Source organism: Achromobacter sp. CSND-B12 (assembly GCF_052906545.1).
Genome location: NZ_JBREGJ010000001.1, coordinates 1,035,556 through 1,061,401 on the forward strand (window position 1 = coordinate 1,035,556; position 25,846 = coordinate 1,061,401).

Genomic DNA, 25,846 nt, shown 5'->3' on the forward strand with positions numbered 1-25,846 from the left:
CGCCATGACCGATCTGTCCCAGCCCCTGCAGGGCTATCCGCGCGCCGACGGCCGCAAAGGCATCCGCAACGTGGTCGTCGTTGCCTACCTGGTCGAATGCGCCCATCACGTGGCGCGCGAGATCGCGCTGGATTTCCGCGACCTGGCCGGCGACGTGCAGGTGCACCTGGTGGGGTTTCCCGGCTGCTACCCCAACGCCTATGCCGAACGCATGATGACGGCCATCGCCACCCATCCCAACGTCGGCGCCGCGCTACTGGTGTCGCTGGGCTGTGAAAGCATGAACAAGCGCAAGCTGGAAGCGGCCATCGCCGACTCCGGCCGGCCGGTCCAGACCCTCACCATCCAACAGCGCGGCGGCACCCGCAGCACCGTGGCCGAGGGCCGCGCCTGGGTGCGCGCCACCGCCCGGGACCTGGCGCGGCAACAGCGCGTGCCGATGGGCATCGACGAACTCGTGATCGGCACCATCTGCGGCGGCTCGGACGGCACCAGCGGCATCACCGCCAACCCGGCGGTCGGCCGCGCCTTCGACATGCTGATCGCGCAGCACGCCACCTGTATCTTCGAAGAGACCGGCGAACTGGTCGGCTGCGAATTCCACATGCGGCGCCGCGCCGCCACGCCCGAGCTGGGCGAGGAGATCGTGGCCTGCGTCAACAAGGCGGCGCGCTACTACAGCATCATGGGCCACGGCAGTTTCGCCCCGGGCAACGCCGACGGCGGCCTCTCGACCATCGAGGAAAAATCGCTCGGCGCCTACGCCAAGAGCGGCGCCTCGCCCATCGACGGCATCATCAAGCCGGGCGACGTGCCGCCCTTCGGCGGCCTGTACCTGCTGGACGTGGTGCCCGACGGCGAACCGCGCTTCGGCTTTCCCAACATCAGCGACAACGCCGAGATCGTCGAACTGATCGCCTGCGGCTCGCACGTGATCCTGTTCACCACCGGGCGCGGCTCGGTGGTGGGCTCGGCGGTCTCCCCGGTCATCAAGGTCTGCGCCAACCCCGACACCTACCGCGCCCTGGGCGAGGACATGGACGTGGACGCCGGCCGCATCCTGGAGGGCCGCGGCTCGCTGCAGGAAGTGGCCGAGGAAATCCACGCCCAGGTCCGCGCGGTCGCCAACGGCGCGCCCAGCAAATCCGAGGACCTGGGCCACCGCGAATTCATCCTCACCTACAAGGCGTTCGAGCCGATCGGCCCGTCCTGCCTGCCATTGAGCCGCGCGGCCTGACGCGGCCCCTGGGAGCGAGACGGTGAACTACACGTTTGATTTCGCCTCGGTGCTTGAACAGTGGCCCCTGCTCGCGCAGGGCGCGTGGGTCACGGTCAAGCTGTCGTTCTGCGCCACCGTGCTGGGCTTCATCCTCGGCACGCTGTGCGCGCTGGCGCGCAACAGCCGCCTGGGCTGGCTGCGCGCCGTGGCCGGCGGCTATGTGGAACTGATCCGCAACACGCCGCTGCTGATCCAGGCCTATTTCCTCATCTTCGGCCTGTCCAGCGCCGGCCTCACCATGCCGATCATGGCGGGCGCGGTGCTGGCGCTGGTGATCAACATCGGCGCCTACACCTGCGAGATCGTGCGCGCCGGCATCGAATCCATCCCCAAGGACCAGCTCGAGGCCGGCGAATGCCTGGCGCTGTCGCGGCTGCAGGTGTTCTGGCACGTGGTGCTGCGCCCGGCGGTCGAACGCGTCTATCCGTCGCTGACCAGCCAGTTCGTGCTGCTGATGCTGGCCTCCAGCATCATGTCGGCGGTGGGCGCCGAGGAACTGCTGGGCGTGGCCAACCGCATCCAGTCGGACACCTACCGCAACTTCGAGGTCTTCATCGTGCTGTGGGGCGTGTACCTGGCGCTGTCGTGGCTGATGCGGCTGGGGTTCTGGCTGCTGGCCCAGGTCGTGTTCCCGCGCCGGCGCAAGCTCGGCACGCCGCTGTAGGGGACGCGCCATGGCTTTCTTCATTCCCGAACAACACGCCTGGTATCTGGTGGAAGGCGCCTGGGGCACCGTCAAACTGTCGGCCTGGACCTTCGCCGGCGGCGGCCTGGCCGGCCTGCTGCTGGCGTTGGCCCGCGTCTCACCGCGCCGCGCCCTGCGCGCGGCCGCGGCCGGCTACATCCAGGTGATCCAGGGCACGCCGCTGCTGGTGCTGATGGGCCTGTGCTTCTTCGGCCCCAGCCTGTTCGGCCTGGGCGAGCTGTCGGCGCTGGCCGCGGCCGGCCTGGCCATGACCATCTATTCCAGCGCCTTCCTGGGCGAGATCTGGCGCGGCTGCATCCAGGCGGTGCCGAAGAACCAGTGGGAAGCGGCCGAATGCCTGGGCCTGTCGCGGCTGCAGCGCATGGCCAAGGTGGTGCTGCCGCAGGCGCTGCGCATCGCCACCCCGCCCACCGTCGGCTTCCTGGTGCAGATCATCAAGAACACCTCGATCGCCTCGCTGGTGATCGGCTATCCGGAGCTGGCCTACAACGCCAAGATCCTCAACAACTCGACCTTCCAGCCCTTCGTCTATTTCGGCTGCGCCGCCATCCTGTACTTCCTCATGTGCTACCCGCTGTCGCGCTGGAGCCGTTCCTTGGAAAGGAGACTCAATGCATCCCGTCGTTGAACTGGACCAGGTCCACAAGCGCTTCGGCGGCACCCACGTGCTGCGCGGCGTGTCGTTTTCCGTCAATCGCGGCGAGGTCGCGGCCATCATCGGCAAGAGCGGCTCGGGCAAGAGCACCGCGCTGCGCTGCATGGACCGGCTCGAGACCACCGACGCCGGCACCATCCGCGTCTGCGGCCACGCGCTGCATGACCGCGACGGGCTGGACCTGCGCGCGCTGCGCAAGGACGTCGGCATCGTGTTCCAGAGCTACAACCTGTTCCCGCACATGACGGCGCTGCAGAACATCACGCTGGCGCCGCGCTCGGTCAAGGGCGTCAAGCCGGCCCAGGCGCGCGAACAGGCGATGCAGGCGCTGGCGCACGTCGGCCTGGCCGACAAGGCCGACGCCTATCCCGAGCAGTTGTCGGGCGGCCAGCAGCAGCGCGTGGCCATCGCCCGCTCGCTGGCGATGCAGCCCAAGGTGATGCTGTTCGACGAAGTGACCTCGGCGCTCGACCCGGAACTGACCGGCGAAGTGCTCAAGGTGATGGAAAACCTCGCCGCCGACGGCATGACCATGATCCTGGTCACGCACGAGATGGCGTTCGCGCGCGAAGTGGCCGACAAGGTCATCTTCATGCACCAGGGACAGGTCTGGGAGCAGGGGCCGGCCAGCATGCTGTCGGCCCCCGCCACGCCGGAACTGCGGCAGTTCCTGGGCAGCGGACTGTAGGGCCGCCGGCCCCGCCCCCTGCCCCGATGACAACGACAATGGAGACAACCCGCATGAACAAGTCCGTATTCCCGCCGCGGCTGCGCGCCGCTTTCGCCGGCCTGGCCCTGATCGGCGGCCTGGCCGTGTCCGGCGCCGCCCACGCCGACCAGCTCGACGACATCATGAAGGCCGGCAAGCTGCGCGTGGCCATCGACCTGGGCGTGCCGCCCTACGGCATGAAGGACGCCGCGCTCAACCCCACCGGCTCCGACGTCGAGACCGCGCGCCTGCTGGCCAAGGGCCTGGGCGTGACGCTGGAGATCGTGCCCACCACCGGCGCCAACCGCGTGCCGTTCCTGCAGACCGGCAAGGCCGACATCGTCATCTCCAGCATGTCGGTCACGCCCGAACGTCAGAAGGTCATCGACTTTTCCACGCCCTACGCCGCCATCCTGGCGGTGGTCGGCGCGCCCAGGGACATGAAGCTGACCAGCGCGGCCGACCTGTCCAGCAAAAAGGTCATCGCCACCCGCGGCACCACCAACGACACCGAGCTGACCAAGATCGCCCCCAAGGACGCGCAGATCATCCGCTTCGACGACGACGCCACCTCGATCACCGCGGTGGTCAGCGGTCAGGCCGACATCTTCGCCACCGCGCCGGCCCTGCTGCGCACCATCAACGAAAAAGCGCCGGCCAAGCAGATGGAATCGAAATTCGTGATGCGCCTGAACATGCTGGCCATCGGCCTGCGCAAGAACGAGCCCGCGCTCAAGGACAAGCTGGACAATTGGGTACGCGCCAATCTCAAGAGCGGCGAACTGAACACCATCTACAAGCAGTTCCACGGCGTCGACCTGCCGCAGGAAGTCGGCAAGGCCGGCGGCTGACCCAGGAGACCCCATGGCCCGCATCGCTTCCGTCGAGATCCTGCAGGTCGACCTACAGCCCAAGGTCAGGCGCACCGACGCCGTGCAGAGCTTCGAGCGCCAGGAAACGCCGATCGTGCGCATCACCGACGCCGATGGCGTCACCGGCACCGGTTACAGCTACACCATCGGCACCGGCGGCTCGTCCGTGATCCGGCTGCTGGACGACCACCTGGCGCCGCTGCTCCTGGGGCGCGAGGCCGACGACATCGAACAGCTCTGGCGCGACCTGATGTACCGCGTCCACGCCACTACTGTCGGCGCGCTGACCTCGATCGCGCTGGCCGCCATCGACACCGCGCTGTGGGACCTGCGCGCGCGCCGCGCCGGACTGCCGCTGCACCGGCTGGCGGGCGGCGCCAAGGCGGACATCCCGCTCTACACCACCGAGGGCGGCTGGCTGCATCTGGCGCCGTCGCAACTGGTGGAAGAGGCCCTCAAGGCCCGCGAGGCCGGCTTCGGCGGCGCCAAGATCAAGGTCGGCCGGCCGCACGTGGCCGAGGACGTGGCGCGGCTGTCCGCGGTGCGCGCCGCCGTCGGCGCGGACTGGGACATCATGACCGACGCCAACCAGGGTTTCTCGTTGCCCGAGGCGATCCGCCGCGCGCGCTGCTTCGAGCCGCTGGACCTGGCCTGGTTCGAGGAGCCCATCCACGCCGACGACGTGCAGGCCCATCGCCGGCTGAGCCAGTCCACCACCCTGCCCATCGCCGTGGGCGAATCGCTCTACAGCCTGTCGCAGTTCAAGGACTACCTGCAGAGCGAGGCCTGCTCCATCGTGCAGGTGGACGTGGGCCGCATCGGCGGCATCACGCCGTGGCTCAAGGTGGCGCACATGGCCGAAGCCTACAACGTGCCGGTGTGCCCGCACTTCCTGATGGAGATCCACGTGGCGCTGTGCTGCGCGGTGCCCAACAGCCGCTGGCTGGAATACATCCCGCAGCTGGACATGGTGACCGAGCACGGCATGCGCATCGAGAATGGCCGCGCCATTGCGTCCGAAGATCCGGGCCTGGGCATCGCCTGGGACTGGGGTCGCGTCGGCAAGCTGACGCTGCACCGCAGCCGCCACGGCTGAGGGCGTGCGGCGGACGGCGGCCGCCCCGCAAACCGCGCCGGCCCGCGAACCCGGCGCGGACTTCTCCTTCGAGGTCGCCCTCCGTCACGCCGACGCAACATCCTCCAGGATCATCTCGGCGCCGCGCTCGGCCACCATCATCACCGCCGCCTGGGTGTTGCCCGACACCATCTTCGGCATCACCGAGGCGTCCACCACCCGCAGGCCGGCAATGCCGTTGACCCGCAGGCGCGGATCGGTCACCGCGCCGGCATCCGCGCCCATGCGGCAGGTGCCGATCGGGTGATAGATGGTCTGGCCGTTGCGGCGCGCGAAGTCCAGCCATTGCTCGTCGCTGTCCACATCCGCCCCCGGGCTCAGCTCGCGCTCGATATAGCGCTGCATGGCCGGCCGCTGCACGATGCGGCGCGCCACTCGCATGCCACCCACCAGGCTGTCGCGGTCGATCTGCGCCGACAGGAAGTTGGGCCGGATCGACGGCGCGGCCAGCGGATCGGCCGACTTCAGGTGGATCGACCCGACCGACTCCGGGCGCAATTGCGCCACGCCGATGGTCATGCCCGGCTCGCGGTCGAGGATGCGCTCGGCCGCGTTGGCGTAGCTGGCGTGCACGAAGAAATACTGCACGTCGGCCGCCGGCAGGTCCGGCGCGCTCTTGACGAAGCCGTGCGCCAGCCCCGTGCCCAGCGTCAGGATGCCCTTGCGGCGGGTGTAGTAGCGCGCCACCTGTTGCGCCAGGCGCCAGCCGCGCGACATCTCGTTGAGCGTCACGGTGTTCCGGACCCGCCAGTTCATGCGCGTGGCGAAGTGGTCGATGTAGTTCTCGCCAACCTGCGGCTGCGCGTGCACCAGCGGAATACCGAAGGACTGCAGCAGCGCGGGATTGCCCACGCCCGACAGTTCCAGCAGCTGCGGCGACTGCACCGCGCCCAGGCACAGCAATGTCTCGCGCCGCGCCCGCACGGTGAATTCCTGGCCATTCTTGCGATAGGCCACGCCGACGCAGCGCTTGCCTTCGAACAGCAGCCGCGTCACGTGCGCGCCGCACTCCACCGTCAGGTTCTTGCGGCCGGCGGCGGGCCTGAGGTAACCGTCGACCACGCTCCAGCGGCGGCCGTGGCGCTGCGCCACTTGGTAATAGCCGACCCCATCCTGACGGCCGGCGTTGTAGTCCGGGTTGAGCGGCAGGCCGTCCTCCTGCGCCGCGCGCAGGAAGGCGTCGGACAGAGGAAAGCGCTCGGCCACTTCCTCCAGGTGCATCGGCCCGGACTTGCCGCGGGTCTCGCCGCCGGGCTCATAACATTCAATCTTGCGGAACACCCGCTCGGCGGTGCCGCCGCCCCAGCCGGTGGCGCCGGCGGCCTCCCAGCCGTCGTAGTCCTGCGGCCGGCCGCGCACGTAGATCATGCCATTGATCAGCGTCGAGCCGCCCAGGCCCTTGCCACGCGGCACGGCGATGGTGCGGCCGTAGACGTTGTCCTCCGGCTCGGTGGCGAAGCGCCAGTTGTAGTCCGGATTCACCAACAGCTTGGAAAAGCCCGCCGGGATCGAGATCCACATGCTGCGCGCCTCGTGCCCCGCTTCCAGCATCAGCACCCGGTGGCGGCCATCGGCCGTCAGGCGGTTGGCCAGGATGCAGCCGGCGGTGCCGCCGCCCGCGATAATGAAGTCGTAGTCGCCCATCGTCTCGTCCGTCGCCGCCTCAGCCCTGCGCGGCCGGCGCCACGCCCATCATTTCCGCCATCAGCTCGATCTGCCCGGCCAGCATCGGCGCGCCGTAGTGCACCTTGCAGCCGCGCGCCCGCGCCGCCACCAGCAGCGGCGTGTCGGCCGGCTGCATGATGACCTCGCACACCAGTTGGTCCGGCGTCAGCCGCGCCGCGTCCAGCGGCAGCGCGTCGTCCGGTTTCATGCCGAGCGAGGTGCCATTGACCACCAGGTCGTGGCCCGACGGATCGGCCGTGCCGACCGTGATGTCGGCCCCGGGATGCAGCGACAGGATGCGCCCCTTCAGGTCCTCGGCCTTGGCCGGCGTGCGGTTGGCAATCGTCAGCCGCGACACGCCCGCCTGCACCAGCGCGAAGCCGATGGCGTTGGCCGCGCCGCCGGCGCCGGCCAGATAGGCGCGCTTGCCCTCGGGCGCCACGCCGTGCGTGCGCAGGCCGCGCACGAAGCCCTCGCCGTCCAGCATGTGCGCCACCAGGCGGCCGTCGGCCTCGCGTCGCACCACGTTGGCCGCGCCGATCTTGCGCGCCACCGGCGTGGCCTCGTCGGCCAGGGCCAGGATCGCCGCCTTGTGCGGCATGGTGACGATCAGGCCGCCCAGGTTCTCCAGCCGGCGCAGTCCGGCCACCACCTCGGCCAGGTTGTCGGGCCGCGCATGGAACGGCACGCAGACGCCGTCAAAGCCGATGCGGGCGAAATGCTCGTTCATGCGCTGCGGGGTTTTGACGTGATAGATCGGGTCGGCCAGGATGCCGAACAGGCGGGTGTTGCCGCTGATTTCCTTCATTGCTCTGTCTCCTTGTCGGGGCGCCGGCACCCGGCCCCCTTGAATGCTGGCACGCCCTATCGCGCGATGAGTTCGCGCGCCACCGCCTCGATGCCGGCGCCGTCGAGCTGGTAGTGCGCGTACAGCGTGGTGGGCGGGGCGATCAGGCTGTATTCGTCATAGATGCCATGGCGCCGCAGCCGCGTGCCGCTGCCGGCATCGGCCAGCACCTCGGCCACCGCCGAGCCCAGGCCGCCCATCACATTGTGTTCCTCCACCGTCAGCAGCGCGCGCGCCTGGCCGGCCGCCGCCAGCACCGCCTCGCGGTCCAGCGGCTTGATGGTGGGCATGTCGATCACGCCCACCGACAGGCCGTCCTCGCGCATCCGGGCGGCCGCTTCCAGCGCCGCGTGCAGCGTGATGCCGCAAGCGATGATGTTCAGGTCGCTGCCGGTTGAGTGGACGATGGCGCGGCCGAACGCGAACGGCGCGCCGTCCTCGTACACCTGCGGGTCGCGGCCGCGGCCGATGCGGAAATAGATCGGCTCGGGCCAGTCCACCGAGGCCTTGATGGCGGCGGCCAGTTGCGGCCCGTCGGCCGGCGACACCACGGTCAGGCCGGCGATGGCGCGCATGGTCGAGATGTCCTCGGTGGCGTGGTGCGAGGTGCCATAGAAACCCAGGCTGATGCCGGTGTGATGGCCGATCAGCCGCACCGGCAATTTGGTGTAGGCCACGTCCATGCGGATCTGCTCGCAACACAGCAGGCCCAGGAACGAGGCAAAGGTCGCCACGAACGGCATCGCGCCGGTGGTGGCCAGCCCGGCCGCCGCCGACACCATGTTCTGCTCGGAAATGCCGAACTGCACGTAGCGCTCGGGATAGGCCGAGGCGAAGCGGTTCAGGCCGTTGGAATACTGCAGGTCGGCCGAGCCGGCCACCACCGGATGCCCGGCCCGCGCCAAATCGATCAGCGCGTCGGAAAGATACGACAGCCCGGGGTTCACCGCGTTCAGCGCGCGGTACTGCCAGGAATCGGGGGAAAGCGTCTGTGCCTGTGCCATTCAGATCTCGCGGGTCATGATTTCGTCGATGGCGGCCTGCGCGTCCTGCGGCGCCAGGTAGCCCAGATGCCAGCCGGGTTCGGTTTCCATATAGGAAACGCCCTTGCCCTTGATGGTTTTGGCGATGACGCAGGCCGGCCGCGCGCGCGCCTCGTCCGCGCGCAGCCGCCGCAGCAGCGCGGTCAGCGCCGCCAGGTCGTGGCCGTCGACCTCGTGCACCTCCCAGCCGAAGGCCTGCCACTTGTCGCGCAGCGATTCCACGCCGATCACGTCGTCGACCTTGCCGTCGAGCTGGTAGCCGTTGCGGTCGATGATGGCCACCAGGCGCGACAGCTTGTGGTGCGCGGCGAACAACGCGGCCTCCCACACCTGCCCTTCCTGCATCTCGCCATCGCCCAGCATCACGAACACGTTGAAGTCGCGCTGGCTCATGCGGCCGCCCAGCGCCATGCCGGCGCCGTTCGAGAGCGCATGGCCGATGGAGCCGGAACTGAAATCGACGCCTGGCACCTTGGTCATGTCGGGATGGTCGCCCAGCGGGCTGCCCAGGCGGGTGTAGCCGTCCAGCAGTTCATGCGGAATGAAACCGTGGTCGGCCAGCACCGGGAACAGGCCCACGGCCGCGTGGCCCTTGCCCATCAGGAAGCGGTCGCGATCCGGCCAGCCAGGCTCGCCCGGCCGCAGCCGCATCACGTCGTAATACAGGGCGGCAAAGATCTCGGCGCACGAAAAGACCGAGCTGTAATGCCCGACCTTGGCGATCTCGATCAGCCTGATGGTTTCCAACCGGATGTGGCGGGCCTTTTCCCGCAGCATCCGGACCTCGTCTTCGCTTGGGTCTCCCCGGTCCTGGCGCATGGCGTCTCCTTCGCTTATCAGAATATATGATATATAATATACCCATCGCGCTTGAATTGGCCAGGGCGGGATAGAATTCAGCCGGGCGCCGTTTCACGGCCTCCGCCATTCCATCGAACCCAAGCCTCGACCGTCATGCCCAGCCTTAAACCGGTAAAAAAAGAGAACCTCTCCGTCAAGGTCTACAACGAGATCCGTAACGCCCTGATCAACGGGCAGTACGAACCCGGAGAGCGCCTCATCATTGGCGAGCTGGCCCAGGAAATGGGCGTCTCGATCACGCCCGTGCGCGAGGCCATCTTCCGCCTCATCAGCGAACAGGGCCTGGAAATGCAGGCCGCCACCGCGGTCTACGTGCCCTACGTCAATTCGGAAAAGCTGCGCGAGATCCAGCAGATCCGCTTCCACCTGGAAGGCATGGGCGCGGCCGAGGCCGCCAGGAACATCACGCGCAAGCAACTGGACAACCTGATCGCGCTGCAGAAGGACTTCATCTCCTGCACCTCGACCGATCCCAAGCGCGCCAGCTACCTGAACCGCAAGTTCCACTTCGGCATCCTGGAAGCCAGCAACAAACCCATCCTGCGCAACACCGTGGAATCGTTCTGGGTCATCACCGGCCCGATCCTCAAGGTGTTCCACATCAAGACGGCCGGGCTGGACTACTCCCAGGATGAACACCGCCACGAGGCCGTGCTGGCCGCGCTGGAGGCGCGCGACCCCGAAGCCGCCACCAAGGCGATCCAGGCCGACCTGGTGTGGGGCGGCAAGATCATGATCGACTGGCTGGTCGAACGCGAAAAAGAACTCGACTACCGCCCGCCCGGGCCTCGCAAATAGGAAGACTCGATGCTGAAGATTTTCGGCGCTCCCGGCCGCTACATCCAGGGAGCCGGCGCGCTCGACGCGCTGGGCGGATACGCCGCCCTGTTCGGCCGCCGCGCCGCCCTGGTCATCGACCGCTACGTGCAGGGCGTGCTGGGCCCGAGAATCGAGGCATTGTGCGGTGCCCACGGCGTGGCGCTGACGGCCCTGCCGGTCGAAGGCGACATCACGCCCGAATCGATCGCGGCGCTGCGCGCGCAGGCCGCGGCCGCCGGCATCGACATGGTGATCGCGGTGGGCGGCGGCAAGGCGCTGGACGCCGGCAAGGCGGTGGCCAAGGCCGAGCACTGCCACCTGGTCACGGTGCCGACGGTGGCCTCCAACGACGCCCCCACCAGCAAGAACTACGTGCTGTACGACGCCCATCACAACCTCCTGGCGGTCGAGCACATGCTGTTCAACCCGACCATCGTGCTGGTCGACACCGCCGTCATCGCCACCGCGCCCGCGGCGTTCTTCCGCGCCGGCCTGGGTGACGCCATCTCCAAGAAATTCGAGGCCGAGCAATGCGCCCGCAACGGCGGACGCAACATGTACGACGGCGTCCCGCCGCTGACCGCCCAGTTGATCGCCGACGGTTGCCTGCGCACGCTGCTGGCCGACGGCGCCGACGCGCTGGCCGTGGCCGGCAGCGGCCAGCCCACGCCCGCCTTCGAACGGGTGGTGGAAGCCATGATCCTGATGAGCGGCCTGGGCTTCGAGAGCGGCGGCCTGTCGATCGCCCACGCCCTGACGCGCGGCCTGCCGAAGATCGCCGGGCTGGCCAGCGCGCCGCATGGCCTGCAGGTGGCCGTCGGCCTGCTGGTGCAGCTCGACCTGGAGGCGCGCCAGGACGGCATGCTGGCCACCCTGACGCAGTGGTATGAACAGGTGGGGTTGCCCACCACGCTGCAAGCGCTGGGCGCGGCCGCGCCGTCCGACGCCGAACTGGCGCGGGCGGCCGAGTTGACGCTGGCCGCGCGCCATGCCGCCAATTTCGATCGTCCCCTGGACATCAAGACCCTCGTCGCCGCCCTGCGCCGCCACGCCTGACGCCCCGCCGCTCGCGCTGGCGGCGTCCCGCGGGCGGCGCCCGCGAGCGCCGCGACCCGCATCCGGCGGGCCGCGCGCCTCCCCATCGGCGGGGGCATCAATCCGGCGGCGGCGCGCACGCCCTTGCCCGGCCTGGCGTCAGAACGCCACGTTGTCGCCGCCCTTCAGGCCCAGCTTGGCGCGGGTATCGGCGGGCGTGGCCACTTCCAGGTTGAGCGCCTCCAGGATGGTGCGGATGCGCTCGACCTGCGAGCGGTTCGACTCGGCCAGCTGGCCCGGCCCGATCCACAGCGAATCCTCCAGCCCCACCCGCACGTTCGAGCCCATGGCCGCGCCGATGGTGGCCAGCGGCATCTGGTTGCGGCCGGCGCCCAGGATCGACCATTCGTATTCATTGCCGAACAGGCGGTCGGCGGTGCGCTTCATGTGCATCAGGTCTTCGGGGTGCGGCCCAATGCCGCCCAGGATGCCGAACACCGACTGGATGAACGGCGGCGACTTCACCAGGCCGCGGTCCACAAAATGCGCCAGGTTGTACAGGTGGCTGATGTCGTAGCACTCGAACTCGAAACGGGTGCCGTTGGCGTTGCCCAGCTCCAGGATCGATTCGATGTCCTGGTAGGTGTTGCGGAAGATCAGCGAGCGGCTGTTCTCCAGGTGCTCGCGCTCCCACTCGTGCTTGAAGTCCTGGAAGCGGCCCAGCATCGGGAACAGGCCGAAATTCATCGAGCCCATGTTCAGCGACGCCAGCTCCGGCTTGAAGGTGGTGGCCGGCCGCATGCGCTCCTGCACCGTCATGTGCGGGCTGCCGCCGGTGGTGATGTTGATGATGGCGTCGGTCTCGGCCTTGATGCGCTTGAGGAACGGCTCGAACAGCGCCGGGTCCTGCGACGGCTTGCCGGTCTGCGGGTCGCGCGCATGCAGGTGCAGCACGGCGGCGCCGGCGCGGGCCGCGCCGATGGCGGCCTCGGCGATCTCGTCGGCCGTCACCGGCAGGTGCGGCGACATGCTGGGCGTGTGGATGGCGCCCGTCACGGCGCAGGTGATCACGACTTTCTGCTTGGCTTTAGCCATTTTCGTCTCCGTTGTCTTGCTGTTGCTTGTGGCGCATCAGGCGCATCAGTTGTTCGTCGCGCCAGTAGCGGCGCGCCGTCAGGTCATCGGCCGGCAGCAGGCCGCGCCGCTCGGACGCCAGGGCCTCGACCAGCGCGCCGTCCCAGGGCACGGGTTCGCGCTGGCTGGCGCCGATGGATTGGTACAGCCCGCCGTAGCGCGCGCAGTAGTCGGCAAGGCCGCCGGGCGCGTTCAGGTCGATGGTCTCGAACGGCCCCATGAACGACCAGCGCAGGCCCAGGCCATCCTTGACCGTGGTGTCGATGTCCTCGGCGCTGGCGATACCGGCGGCGGCCAGGCGGAAGGCCTCGTGCAGCAGCGCGCCCTGCAGGCGGTTGAGGAGGAAGCCCTCGATCTCGCGCCGCATCGTCACCGGCTTCTGGCCGATGTCCAGCATGATGTCGCGCGCCGCCTGCATGGCGGCCTCGCTGGTCCAGGGCGCCGGGCACAGCTCCACCACCGGGATCAGGTACGGCGGATTGACCGGATGCGCCACCAGGCAGCGGTGGCGGCCGGGCAGGCCTTCGGTGAATTCGCTGGCGGGAATGCTGGAAGTGGAACTGCCGATGATGGCGTCGGGATCGGCCGCCGCGTCCAGTTGCGCGAACAGATCGCGCTTCAGAGCCAGCCGCTCGGGCGAGTTCTCCTGGATGTAGCGGGCGCCGGCCAGCGCCTCGGGCAGGCTGGCGGCCACCTCGATGCGGGCGGCGGCGGCCGCCGCGTCGCGCAGCAGGCCGTGCGCCTGCAGTTCATCCAGCTGGCGCCGGATCAGCGCGCCGGCCTCGGCCAGCATGGCGGCGTTGACGTCGTACAGCCGCACCTGCCAGCCCTGGCGCGCGAACACGATGGCCCAGGCCTGGCCGATCAGGCCGGTGCCAATGATGGCGGCGTGGCGCCGCCGCGGATCGGCCGCCATCAGTAGAGCTTCTGCGTGAAGCCGTCCACCACGATGGCCTGCCCCGTGACGCTGCGGGCGGCCTCGCTGGCGTTGAACAGCACCATGTTGGCGATGTCGCGCGCCGTGACCATGCGGCCCAGCGCCGCCTGGTTCTCGTAGAGCGCGGCGATTTCCTCGATCGGCTTGTCCAGCGTCCTGGCCTTGGCCTCGATCACGGCGCGGATGCGCGGGCCTTCGACCGCGCCCGGCAGGATGGCGTTGACGCGGATGCCGTGGCCGCCCAGCTCGATCGCCAGCGACTTGGTGAAGCCGATCACCGCCCACTTGGACGCCGAATAGACCGAGCGCCCGGCAAAGCCCAGGTGCCCGGCGGCCGACGACAGGTTGATCATGACGCCGGCGCGCGACAGCTTGAGCAGCGGGATGGCCTGGCGCGCGCACAGGAACTGGCCGGTGATGTTGACCGCCAGGGTGCGATCCCAGTCGGCCTTGGAGAGCGTCTCGACGAAACCGGTGGGGCCGGCCACGCCGGCGTTGTTGACCAGGATGTCCAGGCCGCCCAGCTGCTGGCGCACGGCGTCGAACAGGGCGGCCACGCTGTCTTCATCCGACACGTCGGCATGCACCGCGCGCACGCCGGGCAATTCGGCCGGCAGCGCGGCCAGCCGCTCGCGGTTGACGTCGCACACCAGCACCGACGCCCCCGCGCGGTGGAACACCTGCGCCATTTCCAGGCCCAGCCCATCGGCGCCGGCGGTGATCAGTACCTTTTTTCCGGCGAAATCCACTTCCTCGAACATGCTCTTTGTCTCCTGGATTCTTATGCTCAAACGCCTTTTGATCATATAGGATATATGATTCAAAGGGGAATTTTCTTGCCAGCGGGGCAGCCATGAAAAGGTCTGTGAAACAGCCCCCGGACAGCGAAATCCGACCTGGCGCGCAGAGGAAAACCGCCCGCAAACGCTTTATTCATGCGGCTTGAGGGAAATCCCCGATTCAGCCGGCCAAGTCCGGCACTAGAATCCAGGACGAGGTTCTCACACCCCGCCGGCGCATATATCATATATTCAAAAACAGACGGACGACTCAGACAACAGTCCGCATCCAAACCCACAAAGGAGCGTAGACAGTGTTCAAGATCAAACAATTCGCCATCGCGCTGGGCCTGTGCGGCGCCATGGCCAGCGGCACCGCGGCGGCCGACATGAAAGTGGGCGCGCTCTTCCCGTTCAGCGGCGCGCTGGCGTTGCTGGGACAGGAGAGCTATCGCGGCCTGGAACTGGCCGTCAACGAAATCAATGCCGCCGGCGGCATCAACGGCGAGAAGATCCAGATCATCAAGGCCGACGCGGTCGACCCGACCCAGGCGGTGTCCGAGACCAAGCGATTGATCTCATCGAACGTGGTCGGCGTGTTCGGCAGCTACGCCTCGGGCATCTCATACGCGGCCTCGCCCGTGACCGAACTGGCCGGCGTGCCCTACTTCGAGCTGGGCGCCACCGCCCACAAGATCACCACGCGCGGCTACAAGTACCTGTTCCGCAGCAACCCCAACACCGCGCTGTACGGCGTGTCGGTGGTCAACGCGCTGCACGACATCATCGGGCCGGGCATGGGCCTGAACCCGAAGGAAGTGCGCATCGGCATCATCCACGAGGACGGCCCCTACGGCACCGACGTGGCCGCCACCGAGAAAAAGCGCGCCCAGGAACTCGGCTACACCGTGGCCGAGGTGCTGCCCTATTCGGCCAAGACGGTCGACCTGTCCTCGCTGATCCTGCGCCTGAAGGGCGCCAAGGTCGACGTGGTGCTGCAGACCGCCTACCAGAACGACGCCATCCTGTACTTCAGCCAGGCGCGCGCCGCCGGCTTCAAGCCCAAGGTGGTGATCGGCGCCGGCGGCGGCTATTCGCTGGCCGACACCGCCAAGGCCGTGGGCGCCGACATGAACGGCGTGTTCGACCTGGACTTCCCGCAGGCGTCCATCAATCCGGCCGGCGCGCCCGGTCTGGACAAGTTCCTGGAAGCCTACAAGACCACCTACAAGAGCGACCCGCAGTCCGGCCACAGCCTGACCAATTACGTCGGCGCCAAGGCCTTCTTCGAAGCCATCGCCAACGCCAAGTCGACCGACAAGGACAAGATCCGCGCGGCCGTGCTGGCGTACAAGAAGCCGGCCGGCCAGACCGCCAACGGCTGGGCCTTCGACTTCGGCGAGGACGGCCAGAACAACGCCTCGACCTTCTACGTGATGCAGTGGCAGGATGGCAAGCTGGTCACCATCGCGCCTGACAACCTCGCGCTGGGCAAGCCCGTCTTCAAGAAATAGAACGCCGGGGCCGCCACCCGGCAGGCCCGGCACGGCAAACCAGCAAACCGGACGCTCGGGGGCGTCCGGCGTTTCACTGGGGCCAGCGGCCCCGGCCCCGCCGGCGACGGCGCGCGGCCGGGACGCGCCCCGTTCCAAGAGGTTGCACCATGGATATCTTCATTCAACTGGTCATCAATGGCCTGTTGCTGGGCGGCGCCTACACCATCATCAGCCTGGGGCTGACGCTGATCTTCGGCGTGGTCCGCGTCGTCAACTTCGCGCATGGCGAATTCCTGATGATCGGCATGTACGCGGTCTACCTGATCGCGGCGCAGTTCGGCGTGCACCCGTACATCGGCCTGGTGCCGGTGGCGGTCATCCTGTTCGCGCTGGGCGCGCTGACGCAGAAAGGCATCATCCAGCCGCTGCTCAACGCCGACCAGCACATCCAGATCTTCGCCACGGTGGGCGTGTCCACCATCCTGCTGAACCTGGCGCTGGTGATCTTCGGCGCCAACGTGTTCCGCGCCCCGGTGCAACTGGGCACCAGCACCCTCGACGTCGGCAACTACTCCATGGTCACCGGCCAGTTGGTGACCTTCGTGGTCGGCCTGAGCCTGGCCGTGCTGCTGCACCTGTTCATGCACCGCACCTACCTGGGCCGCGCGCTGCGGGCGGTGGCGCAGCACCGCTACGCCGCCACGCTGATGGGGGTGAACGTCAACAACGTCTACGCCATCGCCTTCGGCCTGGGCACCGCCTTCGTCGGCATCGCGGCGGGCCTCCTGGCGCCGCAGTATCCGGTGTTCCCGACGGTGGGCACGTACTTCGTGCTGACCGCCTTCGTGATCGTGGTGCTGGGCGGCCTGGGCAGCCTGTACGGCGCGGTGGCCGGGTCGATGATCATCGGCATCGTCGATACGCTGGCCGGCTATTACATCGCCCCCGACCTCAAAGAGGTCGTCTATTTCGGGATCTTCCTCTTGATCCTTGTCCTGCGTCCGACCGGCCTGTTCGGCGTCGGCACAGAGTGATCAGAGCCACAAGGAGCGAGACGTGTTTCCCGACTTTCGAAGCCCCAAAGCCTACGTCAGCCTGATTCTGCTGATCGTCATGTTCATCGTGCCCGTCGTCACGGGCACGCCGTTCTGGACCAACCTGTTCGTCCTGCTGTTCGTCTTTTCCGCGCTGTCGGTGGCCTGGAACATCGTCGGCGGCTACGCCGGCCAGTTGTCGCTGGGCCACGCGGTGTTCTACGGCATCGGCGGCTACACCGCCACCCTGCTGACGCAGAACTTCGGCATCTCGCCGTGGTTCGGCATGCTGGCGGGCGCGGCCATCTCGGCGGCCGTGGCCATCATCATCAGCTATCCCACGCTGCGGCTGCGCGGGCCGTTCTTCGCGCTGGCCACCATCGCCATCCTCGAAGTGGTGCGGCTGCTGGTGATCCACGAGGAAAGCTGGACCGGCGGCTCCAGCGGCATCAGCCTGCCGCTGAACATCGGCTGGGGCTGGATCGTGTTCCGCGAGAAGATCAACTACGTGATCATCGCCTTCGGCCTGTTCCTGCTGGTGACCTGGGTGTCGTGGTACATCCGCAAGTCGCGCATCGGCCATTACCTGATCGCCATCCGCGAACGCGAGGACGCGGCGCTGGCCGTGGGCATCCACACGGTGCGCGTCAAGATCATCGCCGCGGTGGTGTCGGCCATGCTGACCAGCATCATCGGCACCTTCCACATCACCTACCTGACGTTCGTCGATCCCAGCTCGGCCTTCTCGCTGGAACTGTCGATCCAGGTGGCGATGTTCGCGCTGATCGGCGGCCTGGGCACGGTGGCCGGCCCCATCGCCGGCACCTTCCTGGTGCTGCCGATCGCCGAGCTGGCGCGCGGCTGGCTGTCCAGCGTGGGCAACGGCATGCACGGGCTGATCTACGGCCTGATCCTGGTGGCGGTGGTGCTGACCATCCCGCGCGGCCTGGCCGGCGCCTTCGGTCCGGCCATCGAGCGCGCCCTGGCGCGCCTGCCCTACCTGGGCACGCCGCGCGCCCGGCGCCAACTGGTCGAACCAGCCCGTCCGACCGACGCGGCGCGGCGCGAGCAGCCGGTGCTCAGGGCCGAGAACCTGTTCAAGAGCTTTGGCGGCCTGCGCGCCACCAACGACGTGTCGCTGACGCTGAACCAGTACGAGATCCTGGGCATGATCGGCCCCAACGGCGCCGGCAAGACCACGGTGTTCAACCTGCTGTCCGGCTTCCTGTCGCCCGACAAGGGCGCGGTGTCGATGGTCGACGCCAAGGGCAACTGGGTCTCGTGCAGCACGCCGGACGAGTTCGCGCATCAGGGCCTGGGCCGCACCTTCCAGATCGCCAAGCCGTTCACCGGCCTGACGGTATTGGAGAACATCATGCTGGGCGCCTTCATCCGCACCGCCGACCGCGAAGAGGCCGAGCAGATCGCGCTCAAGGTGGCCGAGGAAACCGACCTGCTCAAGTACCTGAACACCGAGGCCCGCAGCCTGACGGTGGGCGGCATGAAGCGGCTGGAGATCGCCCGCGCCCTGGCGATCCGGCCGCGCATCCTGCTGCTGGACGAGGTGATGGCGGGGCTGAACCCCACCGACATCGAGAAGTCGATCAAGATGATCCGCCGCATCCGCGATTCGGGCGTGTCGGTGCTGCTGATCGAGCACATGATGCAGGCCACCATGGCGCTGTCTGACCGCATCATCGTGCTGAACGAAGGCGCGGTGCTGGTGAGCGGCGCGCCGAAGGACGTGGTCGAGAACCCCGCCGTCATCGAGGCCTATTTGGGCAAGGAGTACCAGGATGCTTAAGGTTTCGGATCTGTCGTCGGGCTACGGCAAGAGCCAGGTGCTCAACGGCCTGAACTTCGAGGTCAATGCCGGCGAGATCGTGACGCTGATCGGCGCCAACGGCGCCGGCAAGACCACCACCCTGAAGACGCTGTGCGGCGTGGTTCCCGCCACCGCCGGCCGGGTCGAGTTCGAGGGCCGCGACCTGACCAACCGCACGCCCTACGACATCGTCGACGCCGGGATCACCATGATTCCCGAAGGCCGCCAGCTGTTCCCGCACTTCACGGTGCGCGACAACCTGCTGATGGGCTCGTACAAGCGCGCCGCCCGCCCCATCGTGCAGCGCAAGCTGGAGGAAGTGCTGCAGATCTTCCCGCGGGTGCGCGAGCGCCTGGGCCAGTACGCCGGCTCGCTGTCCGGCGGCGAGCAGCAGATGGTGGCGATCGCGCGCGGCATGATGGCCGATCCCAAGCTGCTGGTGTTCGACGAGCCTTCGCTGGGCCTGTCGCCGCTGCTGGTGCAGCAGATGTTCGACATCATCCGCGACGTCACCTCCCACGGCGTCACGGTGCTGCTGGTGGAGCAGAACGTGTTCCGCACGCTGCGCCTGGCCGACCGCGGCTACGTGCTGGAGAACGGCGCCATCGTGCGCACGGGCACCGGCGCCGAGCTGCTGGCCGATCCCCATGTCAAGAAGGCCTATCTGGGCCACTGAAATCCGAAGGACCGCATTCATGTCTCTACGCTGCACATTCATCGACCACGGCACCGGCGGCGCGCCCGATTGCCTGCGCCTGGCCGAGCGCGAGATGGCCGCGCCCGCTGGCCGCCAGGTGCTGATCGAGGTGGCCTACGCCGGCGTCAACCGCCCCGACGTGCTGCAACGCTCGGGCTCGTATCCGCCGCCGCCCGGCGCCTCGCCCTACCTGGGGCTGGAGGTCGCGGGCACCGTCATCGCCGTCGGTCCCGACGCCACGCGCTGGCAGGTCGGCGACCGGGTCTGCGCGCTGACGCCCGGCGGCGGCTACGCCCAGTACTGCCTGGCCGACGAGCGCCATTGCCTGCCGGTGCCGCGCGGCCTGGACCTGCTGTCGGCCGCCGCCATCCCGGAAAACTATTTCACCGTCTGGACCAACGTGTTCGAGCGCGCCCGCCTCGCGGCCGGCGAGAAGTTCCTGGTGCATGGCGGCTCCAGCGGCATCGGCCTGACCGCGATCCAGCTGGCGCGCGCCTTCGGCGCCGAGGTCTGGACCACGGTGGGCAACCAGGAGAAGGCCGAGGCCTGCCTGAAGGCCGGCGCGCACCACGCCGTGATCTACCGCGACACCGACTTCGAGGCCGACATCCGCCAGGCCACCGGCGGCCAGGGCGTGGACGTGATCCTCGACATGGTTGGCGGCGCCTACATCAACAAGAATCTCCGCCTGCTGGCGGTGAATGGCCGGCTGGTGCAGATCGCCTTCCTGGAAGGCAGCAAGGCCGAGATCGACGCCCTGCCCGTCATGACCAAGCGGCTGTCGTTCACCGGTTCCACCCTGCGTCCGCGTTCCGACGAAGACAAGGGCGCCATCGCCCAGGCGCTGGCCGACAAGGTGCTGCCGCTGATGGAACAGGGGCGCTGCCTGCCGCTGATCCACCAGGTGTTCCCGCTGGAACAGGCGGCGCAGGCCCATGCGCTGATGGAAAGCAGCCGGCACATCGGCAAGATCATGTTGAAGGTGCGGGCATGAGCGCGCGCTTCCAGGATCAGGTCATCATCGTCACCGGCGCCGTCGGCGGCATCGGTTCGGCCATCGTCGAGGGCTTCCTGGCCGAAGGCGGCAAGGTCGGGCTGATCGACTTCAATTCGCAGGGCGGCCAGGCCTACGAGAAGGAACTGAAGAAGCGCGGCCACGCCGTGAGCTTCGTGCACGCCGATGTCTCGCACTTCGACCAGTGCCAGGCTGCGTATGACCGCATCACCCGCGACCTCGGCCCCGCCACCATCCTGGTCAACAACGTCGGCATCTCGCCCAAGACCGACGGCCGCGCGCTGAAGGTGTGGGAGATGACGCCGGGCGAATGGGACAAGGTGGTCGCGGTCAACCTGAACAGCGTGTTCTACATGACCCACCTGGCCACGCCGCACATGGTGCGCCAGCGCCAGGGGCGCGTGATCAACATGTCGTCGGTGGCGGGCAAGGCCTATTGCGACATCGTCGCCGCGCACTACGCCGCCACCAAGGCGGCGCTGCTGGGCCTGACGCGCCACTGGGCCGCGGAACTGGGCGAGCACGATGTCACCGTCAATGGCCTGGCGCCGGGGCGCATCAGCACGCCGCTGCTGAAAAGCGTGCCCAAGGAGATCAACGACGCCGTGGCCGAGGTCACCGCGCTGCGCCGGCTCGGCACCCCCGAGGAAGTGGCCGACGCCTGCCTGTTCTTCGCCTCGGACCAGGCGCGGTTCGTGACCGGGCAGGTGCTGGACGTGGCCGGCGGCTGGTTGATGACCTAGACCGCCCGGGCGTTGCCTTTCCTGGCCTGCGCGGCGCCCGCCTGGCGGCGGGCATCCGCGCTCAGAAGTCCATGCTGGCGCTCAGCGAGAACGTGCGCGGGCCGCCCAACACCAGGTAGCCGTTGCCCGGGTAGCCGCCCACCGACGACCAGTAGTTGCGGTTGGCGATGTTCTCGACGCGGGCGCGCAGCGTCACCACGTGGCCGTCGACGTCCATCATGTAGCGCAGGCCGGCGTCGAAGCGGGTCCAGCCGGGCACCTTGAGGGTGTTGGCGTCATCCGCATAGGAGGCGCCGGTGTAGACCACGCGCCCATCCACCGTCAGGCCCTGCACGCCGGGAATGTCCCATTCCGCGCCCAGGTTGGCCTGGAAGCGTGGCACGCCGATGACCCGGTTGCCGTCGATGGCGCTGTTGCCGGTGGAGCGCTGCTTGGCGTCCAGGAAGGTCATGCCGCCCAGCACGCGCACGCGGTTGACGGGTTCGCCGAACACCGTCAGTTCGATGCCCTGGTGGCGGTCCTTGCCGGAGGCGGTGAACCGATTGGACGCGTCGTAGGCCGCGCGCGGCTTGTCGGTGGAGAACAGCGCCAGGCCGGCGCCCAGGCCGCCGCCGTCGTACTTGACGCCGATTTCCTTCTGCTTGGACACGTAAGGCTGTAGGCTCTCGCCGGCGTTGGGCACGGGCTTGTCGTTGGCCCTAAGCGGAGCGGTACCGCCGGCCACCAGGGCTTCGATGTAGTTGGCATACAGCGACACGCTCGGCGCCACCTTGAAGACAATGCCGGCGGCCGGCGAGTTGTGGCTGGCGTCGTAGGCGCCCTGCTCCTTGCCGGTGTTGTAGGCATAGCTGCGCGAGGACAGGCGCTGGTGGCGGATGCCCAGCGTCAGCAGCACCTTGTCGTCCAGGAATGACAACGTGTCGCCGAGTGCATAGCTGCTGAGCCGCGTACGCGCCTGAAGAGCGGGATCGTCAATATCATTGCCCCGCGACGCTCCCGCGCTGAAAACCGGCTTGTCATATGACTGTGGATCGTAGATATTGGTCGGAAACTTGTTCCCTGAATCCATGATGTAGGCATTCTTCGTTTTCAAGTCGAAGAAGGACGCCGACATCACGAACTCGTGCCCCACAGGCCCCGTTCGAACCTTGGCACGCAGCCCCAACTCACCCGTATTGACGCTGTCCTTGCGGGTATTGTCGAAGCGATAGAAATTGCTGGCGCCCGAATAGGCATTGGTCAGATTGATGTTGCCCAGCGAATTCGCCTCATCGCTACGGCGCATACCAAAGGCGGCCCAGCCGGTAAGCTTGTCGCTGAAATCATGCTCTGCTCGAATTGTCCCGAAGACATCGCGCTCATTGGAGTACGACCAAGGTTGCGCGTAATTGGAACTGGCATCAGGCGCATCGGGCACATGGTCCTTCAGGCCCACAACACTAACGTTCGGCCGCGCGCGCTTGAGCTTGTTCTCCTGCCAGCCGATATCCGCCGACAACCGCGTGTCGGCCGAGCGCCAGTCCAGGCCCAGCGACACCAGGCTGGTGCGGGAATGTTCGTCATCGATGCCGGTGTCGCCGCTGCGGTTGGCCACGTTCAGGCGGATGCCGGTGCTGTCGTCCGGCCCGAAATGGCGCGCGATGTCGGTCGACACGGAGAACTGGCCGCCGCTGGACACGCCGGTGGTGAAGCGGGTGAGCGGCTCGTTGGGCGCGCGCTTGGGCACCAGGTTGATGACGCCGCCGATGCCGCCGCCACCCGGCGCCGCCCCCGTCAGGAAGGCCGACGCCCCGCGCAGCACTTCGACGCGCTCGAACAGTTCGGTGGCGATGTACTGGCGCGGCAGCAGGCTGTACAGGCCGTTGTAGGCCACGTCATCGGAACCAAGGATGAAGCCGCGGATGAAGTACGACTCCTGGAAGTTGCCGAAGCCCCGCGCCACGCGCACGCCGGCATCGTTCTGCAACACGTCGCCGACGCTGCGCGCCTGCTTGTCCTGGATCAGCTCGTTGGTGTAGCTGGTGACGCTGAACGGCGTGCTCATGATGTCTTGCGTGCCCAGCACGCCGACGCGGCCGCCGCGGGCCACCTGGCCGCCGGCATAGGGCTGGGCCAGGCCGCCGGCCGAGGCGTCGGCGCTGGCCTCGACTTTGATCGCTTCCATCGAGACGACGGAACCGTCGGCGGCGGGCGCGGCGGACTGGGCGTGGACGATGGCGGTGTACGGCAGGGCCGCAACCACGCACGCAAGAGTTCGTATTTTCATATCGGGAGTCAGTAGGCGGGCGCTTCGCGAGAAGCTGGGAATCGCAAAAATCCCGATGGGGGGTCACGCGGGTAACGGCTTGCCACTCGAACTGCGGCAGGGCCGGTCGTGCCGGCCTTGTCGAGCCCGTTCACCATGGGAGGGATTGAGATCGTGCGTTTTGAATTCTATATAAAGAGAAATCATTCTCATTGCGTCCCTTATATAGAAAGCCATTTTGTTGCCATCACACAACAGATCTGTCCCCTATCCTGACAGCCCGCTGTCACCGGGCGGCGCCTTGCTCAGCCGGGCACGCCGCTCTCCTGGCGCAGCTGGCCGAAGTCGCCCGCTTCGTAGGCCGCGACGGCCTGCGCCAGGGCGCGCGCGTCCGTCATGACGAAGGGGCCGCGCTGGATCACCGGCTCGTCGATGGCCGCTCCGGCCACCAGGATGAAGTGCGCCGGCGCGCCCGCCGCCAGGAGTTGAAGAAAGCCGTCGCGGTCCGCCGTGGCGGTCAGCGCCGCGCCCGGGGGCAGGACGGCGAAATCGGGATCGGCCGCGCGCCGACCGGTCGTCGCCGCGCGCCCGGCGGGGCGGAACCGTGCCGCCGGAATGACCGGCGCCGCTTCTACCGGCGGTCGCGGCGGCGGCGTGGTCTCATGCCGTGCCCGCACGCCCAGTTCCCCCTGCGCCGCGTACAACCAGGCGTTCCAGCCCGCCGGCAGCGGCACCAGGCGCGACGCTCCCGGCCGCAGCCAGCCGTCCAGGATGAGCAGCGGCTCGGGCGTCGCCAGCGGCGCGTCCCAGCCGTCGTAGCGGCCCGACACCACCCGCACCCGGCCCGCATCGCTTTGCAGCACCGGCATTTCCCAGCCCCGCACCAGCGTTGCCGATGGTGGCATCGATTTCAGTCGCGCCGGCAGGTTGACGTACAACCGCAGGCCATTGAGCCGCGCCGCGCCCACCAAGTCGTGGCCGTGCACGATGCCGCGACCGGCCACTGTCCAGTGCAGGTCGCCCGCCCGGGCTTCGTGTTCGTTGTCCAGGCTGTCGCGGATGCGCAGGCCGCCTTGGGTGTCTTCCAGCAGCAGCGTCACCGTCGATATGCCGGCGTGAGGGTGCGGCGCGACCGCCGGCCCGGTCATGATGAAGTGGTCCACCAGCACCAGCGGCGACATGCCCTGGGGGAAATCGGAATGCCGAAAATGCCGGTACGAACAGATGTCGCCCTCGGGTTCGAACGGGCGGGCGACGGGCGGGCTGAGGCGGATGGTCAAGGATGTATGGCCTGATGACAAATTGGCGCAGAGCTTATGGGTTCCGCCACCGGCACAGTAGAGCCAAATTTCAGGAATAATTGTCCTGCCCCACAGGACAATCACGCGCGCAACCCCCATGCATTCCTATATCCATCACCTCGACGATCTGCTGCTTTTCACCGAGGTGGTGGAAAAAGGCGGCTTTTCCGCCGCCGCCCGCGTGCTCAACATGCAGCGCTCCAAGCTCAGCCGGCGCGTGGCCGAGCTGGAGGCGCGCCTGGGCCTGCGGCTGCTCCAGCGCAACACGCGGCGGGTCTCGCTCACGCCCATGGGTGAACAGATCTACGTGCATGCGCTGGCGATGGCGCGCGAGGCCCGCAGCGCCTTCGACCTGGCGGCCGCCATGGGCGACACGCCCAGCGGCCTGCTGCGCATGACGGCGCCCTCGGCGCTGGCGGTGACGCTGCTGGGCGAACTGGTGGCTCGCTTTTGCCTGCAGCATCCCGGCGTGCGGGTGCTGCTGGACACCCGCGACCAGGTCATCGACCTGGTGGGCGAAGGCTACGACCTGGCCTTCCGCGCCCAGGGCGCCTCGCTCACCGACTCGCGGCTGGTGGCGCGCGAACTGGCGCCGGTGCCGCTGATCCTGGTCGCAGCCCCCGCCATGGCCCGGGCCGCGCCGCGCCATCCGCGCGACCTGAACGCGCTGCCGCTGCTGGCCCATGCGACCCAGGACAGCCCGCAGAGCTGGCACTTCGTCGGCCCGGCGGGCGAGGCCGAATCGATCGAATTCCGCCCCCGCTGCCTCAGCAGCAACCTGGCGGCGCTGCGCGAAATGGCGCGCGCCGGACTGGGGGTGGCGCTGCTGCCGAACTACCTGTGCGCCGGCTCCCTGGCCAAAGGCGACCTGGCGCAATTGCTGCCCGCCTGGCGCGCCGCGCCGGCACGCATCTACGCCGTCATGCCCGCCCGCCGCGGCGCGCCCTTGGCCTTGCGGCGCTTCCTGGATTTCGCGGCCGCCGAAATGCCGGCGTTGCTGGCCTGACGCGCGCC

The 25,846-nt window shown here is 68.2% G+C and carries 24 protein-coding genes; 15 read left to right on the forward strand and 9 right to left on the reverse strand.

Annotated features, from left to right (window positions below; translation table 11 throughout):
- Nucleotides 1-4 precede the first annotated feature (4 nt).
- Genes ACUTAG_RS04605 through ACUTAG_RS04630 form a run of 6 tightly spaced genes read left to right on the forward strand, consistent with a single transcriptional unit; the run spans nucleotide 5 to nucleotide 5,317 of the window.
- Entirely contained in the window at nucleotides 5-1,237 is a 1,233-nt protein-coding gene (locus ACUTAG_RS04605; RefSeq protein WP_148318511.1) for a UxaA family hydrolase, read from the forward strand.
- A gap of 22 nt (nucleotides 1,238-1,259) precedes the next feature.
- The gene (locus ACUTAG_RS04610; protein ID WP_006387173.1) at nucleotides 1,260-1,943 is read left to right on the forward strand and encodes an amino acid ABC transporter permease; all 684 of its coding nucleotides are present in this window, start codon (nucleotides 1,260-1,262) and stop codon (nucleotides 1,941-1,943) included.
- Between the two features lie 10 nt (nucleotides 1,944-1,953).
- Nucleotides 1,954-2,613, forward strand: a complete 660-nt coding sequence (locus tag ACUTAG_RS04615) for an amino acid ABC transporter permease (protein ID WP_006387172.1) — start codon at nucleotides 1,954-1,956, stop codon at nucleotides 2,611-2,613.
- Nucleotides 2,597-3,328, forward strand: a complete 732-nt coding sequence (locus ACUTAG_RS04620) for an amino acid ABC transporter ATP-binding protein (RefSeq protein WP_024069776.1) — start codon at nucleotides 2,597-2,599, stop codon at nucleotides 3,326-3,328. The genes ACUTAG_RS04615 and ACUTAG_RS04620 overlap by 17 nt, the downstream gene beginning before the upstream one ends.
- A 53-nt stretch (nucleotides 3,329-3,381) precedes the next feature.
- The gene (locus tag ACUTAG_RS04625; RefSeq protein ID WP_076468351.1) at nucleotides 3,382-4,200 is read left to right on the forward strand and encodes a transporter substrate-binding domain-containing protein; all 819 of its coding nucleotides are present in this window, start codon (nucleotides 3,382-3,384) and stop codon (nucleotides 4,198-4,200) included.
- A 13-nt stretch (nucleotides 4,201-4,213) separates the two neighbouring features.
- Complete coding sequence (locus ACUTAG_RS04630; protein ID WP_054505790.1) at nucleotides 4,214-5,317, forward strand: mandelate racemase/muconate lactonizing enzyme family protein; 1,104 nt, start codon at nucleotides 4,214-4,216, stop codon at nucleotides 5,315-5,317.
- Nucleotides 5,318-5,401: 84 nt separating this feature from the next.
- Here the strand turns inward: ACUTAG_RS04630 and ACUTAG_RS04635 are convergent, their stop codons facing one another.
- Genes ACUTAG_RS04635 through ACUTAG_RS04650 form a run of 4 tightly spaced genes read right to left on the reverse strand, consistent with a single transcriptional unit; the run spans nucleotide 5,402 to nucleotide 9,688 of the window.
- A complete protein-coding gene (locus ACUTAG_RS04635) occupies nucleotides 5,402-7,000 on the reverse strand; it encodes a GMC family oxidoreductase (protein WP_148318510.1) in 1,599 nt (532 codons plus the stop codon).
- 19 nt (nucleotides 7,001-7,019) lie between these two features.
- On the reverse strand, nucleotides 7,020-7,829 hold the full coding sequence (locus ACUTAG_RS04640) for a shikimate dehydrogenase family protein (protein WP_148318508.1): 810 nt from the start codon (nucleotides 7,827-7,829) through the stop codon (nucleotides 7,020-7,022).
- Nucleotides 7,830-7,885: 56 nt separating this feature from the next.
- On the reverse strand, nucleotides 7,886-8,872 hold the full coding sequence (locus tag ACUTAG_RS04645) for a transketolase family protein (protein ID WP_049073030.1): 987 nt from the start codon (nucleotides 8,870-8,872) through the stop codon (nucleotides 7,886-7,888).
- Nucleotides 8,873-9,688 (reverse strand): transketolase, encoded by an 816-nt coding sequence (locus ACUTAG_RS04650; protein ID WP_102964990.1) that lies wholly within the window; start codon nucleotides 9,686-9,688, stop codon nucleotides 8,873-8,875. It abuts the gene before it with no gap.
- 177 nt (nucleotides 9,689-9,865) lie between these two features.
- Between ACUTAG_RS04650 and ACUTAG_RS04655 the strand changes: the two genes are divergently transcribed.
- Nucleotides 9,866-10,570, forward strand: a complete 705-nt coding sequence (locus tag ACUTAG_RS04655) for a GntR family transcriptional regulator (RefSeq protein WP_006387160.1) — start codon at nucleotides 9,866-9,868, stop codon at nucleotides 10,568-10,570.
- Nucleotides 10,571-10,579: 9 nt separating this feature from the next.
- Nucleotides 10,580-11,647 carry a glycerol dehydrogenase gene (locus ACUTAG_RS04660; protein WP_148318506.1) on the forward strand — a complete coding sequence of 356 codons (1,068 nt, stop codon included), beginning with the start codon at nucleotides 10,580-10,582 and terminating at the stop codon, nucleotides 11,645-11,647.
- Between the two features lie 138 nt (nucleotides 11,648-11,785).
- Here the strand turns inward: ACUTAG_RS04660 and ACUTAG_RS04665 are convergent, their stop codons facing one another.
- The 3 genes from ACUTAG_RS04665 to ACUTAG_RS04675 are packed head-to-tail and all read right to left on the reverse strand — an operon-like array spanning nucleotide 11,786 to nucleotide 14,458.
- The gene (locus tag ACUTAG_RS04665; RefSeq protein ID WP_024069782.1) at nucleotides 11,786-12,721 is read right to left on the reverse strand and encodes a 3-keto-5-aminohexanoate cleavage protein; all 936 of its coding nucleotides are present in this window, start codon (nucleotides 12,719-12,721) and stop codon (nucleotides 11,786-11,788) included.
- Nucleotides 12,714-13,676: a 3-hydroxyacyl-CoA dehydrogenase gene (locus tag ACUTAG_RS04670; RefSeq protein ID WP_148318504.1), complete on the reverse strand. Its 963-nt coding sequence runs from the start codon at nucleotides 13,674-13,676 to the stop codon at nucleotides 12,714-12,716. Before ACUTAG_RS04670 ends, ACUTAG_RS04665 begins: the two co-directional genes overlap by 8 nt.
- Complete coding sequence (locus ACUTAG_RS04675) at nucleotides 13,676-14,458, reverse strand: SDR family oxidoreductase (RefSeq protein WP_006387155.1); 783 nt, start codon at nucleotides 14,456-14,458, stop codon at nucleotides 13,676-13,678. Before ACUTAG_RS04675 ends, ACUTAG_RS04670 begins: the two co-directional genes overlap by 1 nt.
- Nucleotides 14,459-14,838: 380 nt before the next feature.
- Here ACUTAG_RS04675 and ACUTAG_RS04680 point away from each other — a divergent pair, with 380 nt between their 5' ends.
- The 6 genes from ACUTAG_RS04680 (at nucleotide 14,839) to ACUTAG_RS04705 (ending at nucleotide 21,286) form a co-directional block, all read left to right on the forward strand.
- Complete coding sequence (locus ACUTAG_RS04680; protein ID WP_233639203.1) at nucleotides 14,839-15,990, forward strand: ABC transporter substrate-binding protein; 1,152 nt, start codon at nucleotides 14,839-14,841, stop codon at nucleotides 15,988-15,990.
- A gap of 149 nt (nucleotides 15,991-16,139) precedes the next feature.
- Entirely contained in the window at nucleotides 16,140-17,006 is an 867-nt protein-coding gene (locus ACUTAG_RS04685; RefSeq protein ID WP_006387153.1) for a branched-chain amino acid ABC transporter permease, read from the forward strand.
- Nucleotides 17,007-17,028: 22 nt separating this feature from the next.
- On the forward strand, nucleotides 17,029-18,810 hold the full coding sequence (locus ACUTAG_RS04690) for a branched-chain amino acid ABC transporter ATP-binding protein/permease (protein ID WP_148318502.1): 1,782 nt from the start codon (nucleotides 17,029-17,031) through the stop codon (nucleotides 18,808-18,810).
- Nucleotides 18,803-19,507: an ABC transporter ATP-binding protein gene (locus ACUTAG_RS04695; protein ID WP_006387150.1), complete on the forward strand. Its 705-nt coding sequence runs from the start codon at nucleotides 18,803-18,805 to the stop codon at nucleotides 19,505-19,507. Before ACUTAG_RS04690 ends, ACUTAG_RS04695 begins: the two co-directional genes overlap by 8 nt.
- Before the next feature lie 19 nt (nucleotides 19,508-19,526).
- The gene (locus tag ACUTAG_RS04700) at nucleotides 19,527-20,522 is read left to right on the forward strand and encodes an NAD(P)H-quinone oxidoreductase (protein ID WP_148318500.1); all 996 of its coding nucleotides are present in this window, start codon (nucleotides 19,527-19,529) and stop codon (nucleotides 20,520-20,522) included.
- Nucleotides 20,519-21,286, forward strand: a complete 768-nt coding sequence (locus ACUTAG_RS04705; protein ID WP_026383331.1) for an SDR family oxidoreductase — start codon at nucleotides 20,519-20,521, stop codon at nucleotides 21,284-21,286. The genes ACUTAG_RS04700 and ACUTAG_RS04705 overlap by 4 nt, the downstream gene beginning before the upstream one ends.
- Nucleotides 21,287-21,347: 61 nt before the next feature.
- Here ACUTAG_RS04705 and ACUTAG_RS04710 read toward each other — a convergent pair whose 3' ends face one another.
- Together ACUTAG_RS04710 and ACUTAG_RS04715 are read right to left on the reverse strand one after the other, a co-directional pair.
- Complete coding sequence (locus tag ACUTAG_RS04710) at nucleotides 21,348-23,552, reverse strand: TonB-dependent receptor (protein WP_148318498.1); 2,205 nt, start codon at nucleotides 23,550-23,552, stop codon at nucleotides 21,348-21,350.
- A 284-nt stretch (nucleotides 23,553-23,836) separates the two neighbouring features.
- The gene (locus ACUTAG_RS04715) at nucleotides 23,837-24,811 is read right to left on the reverse strand and encodes a pirin family protein (RefSeq protein WP_049051246.1); all 975 of its coding nucleotides are present in this window, start codon (nucleotides 24,809-24,811) and stop codon (nucleotides 23,837-23,839) included.
- A 118-nt stretch (nucleotides 24,812-24,929) separates the two neighbouring features.
- Here ACUTAG_RS04715 and ACUTAG_RS04720 point away from each other — a divergent pair, with 118 nt between their 5' ends.
- Entirely contained in the window at nucleotides 24,930-25,838 is a 909-nt protein-coding gene (locus tag ACUTAG_RS04720; RefSeq protein ID WP_148318496.1) for a LysR substrate-binding domain-containing protein, read from the forward strand.
- Nucleotides 25,839-25,846 lie beyond the last annotated feature (8 nt).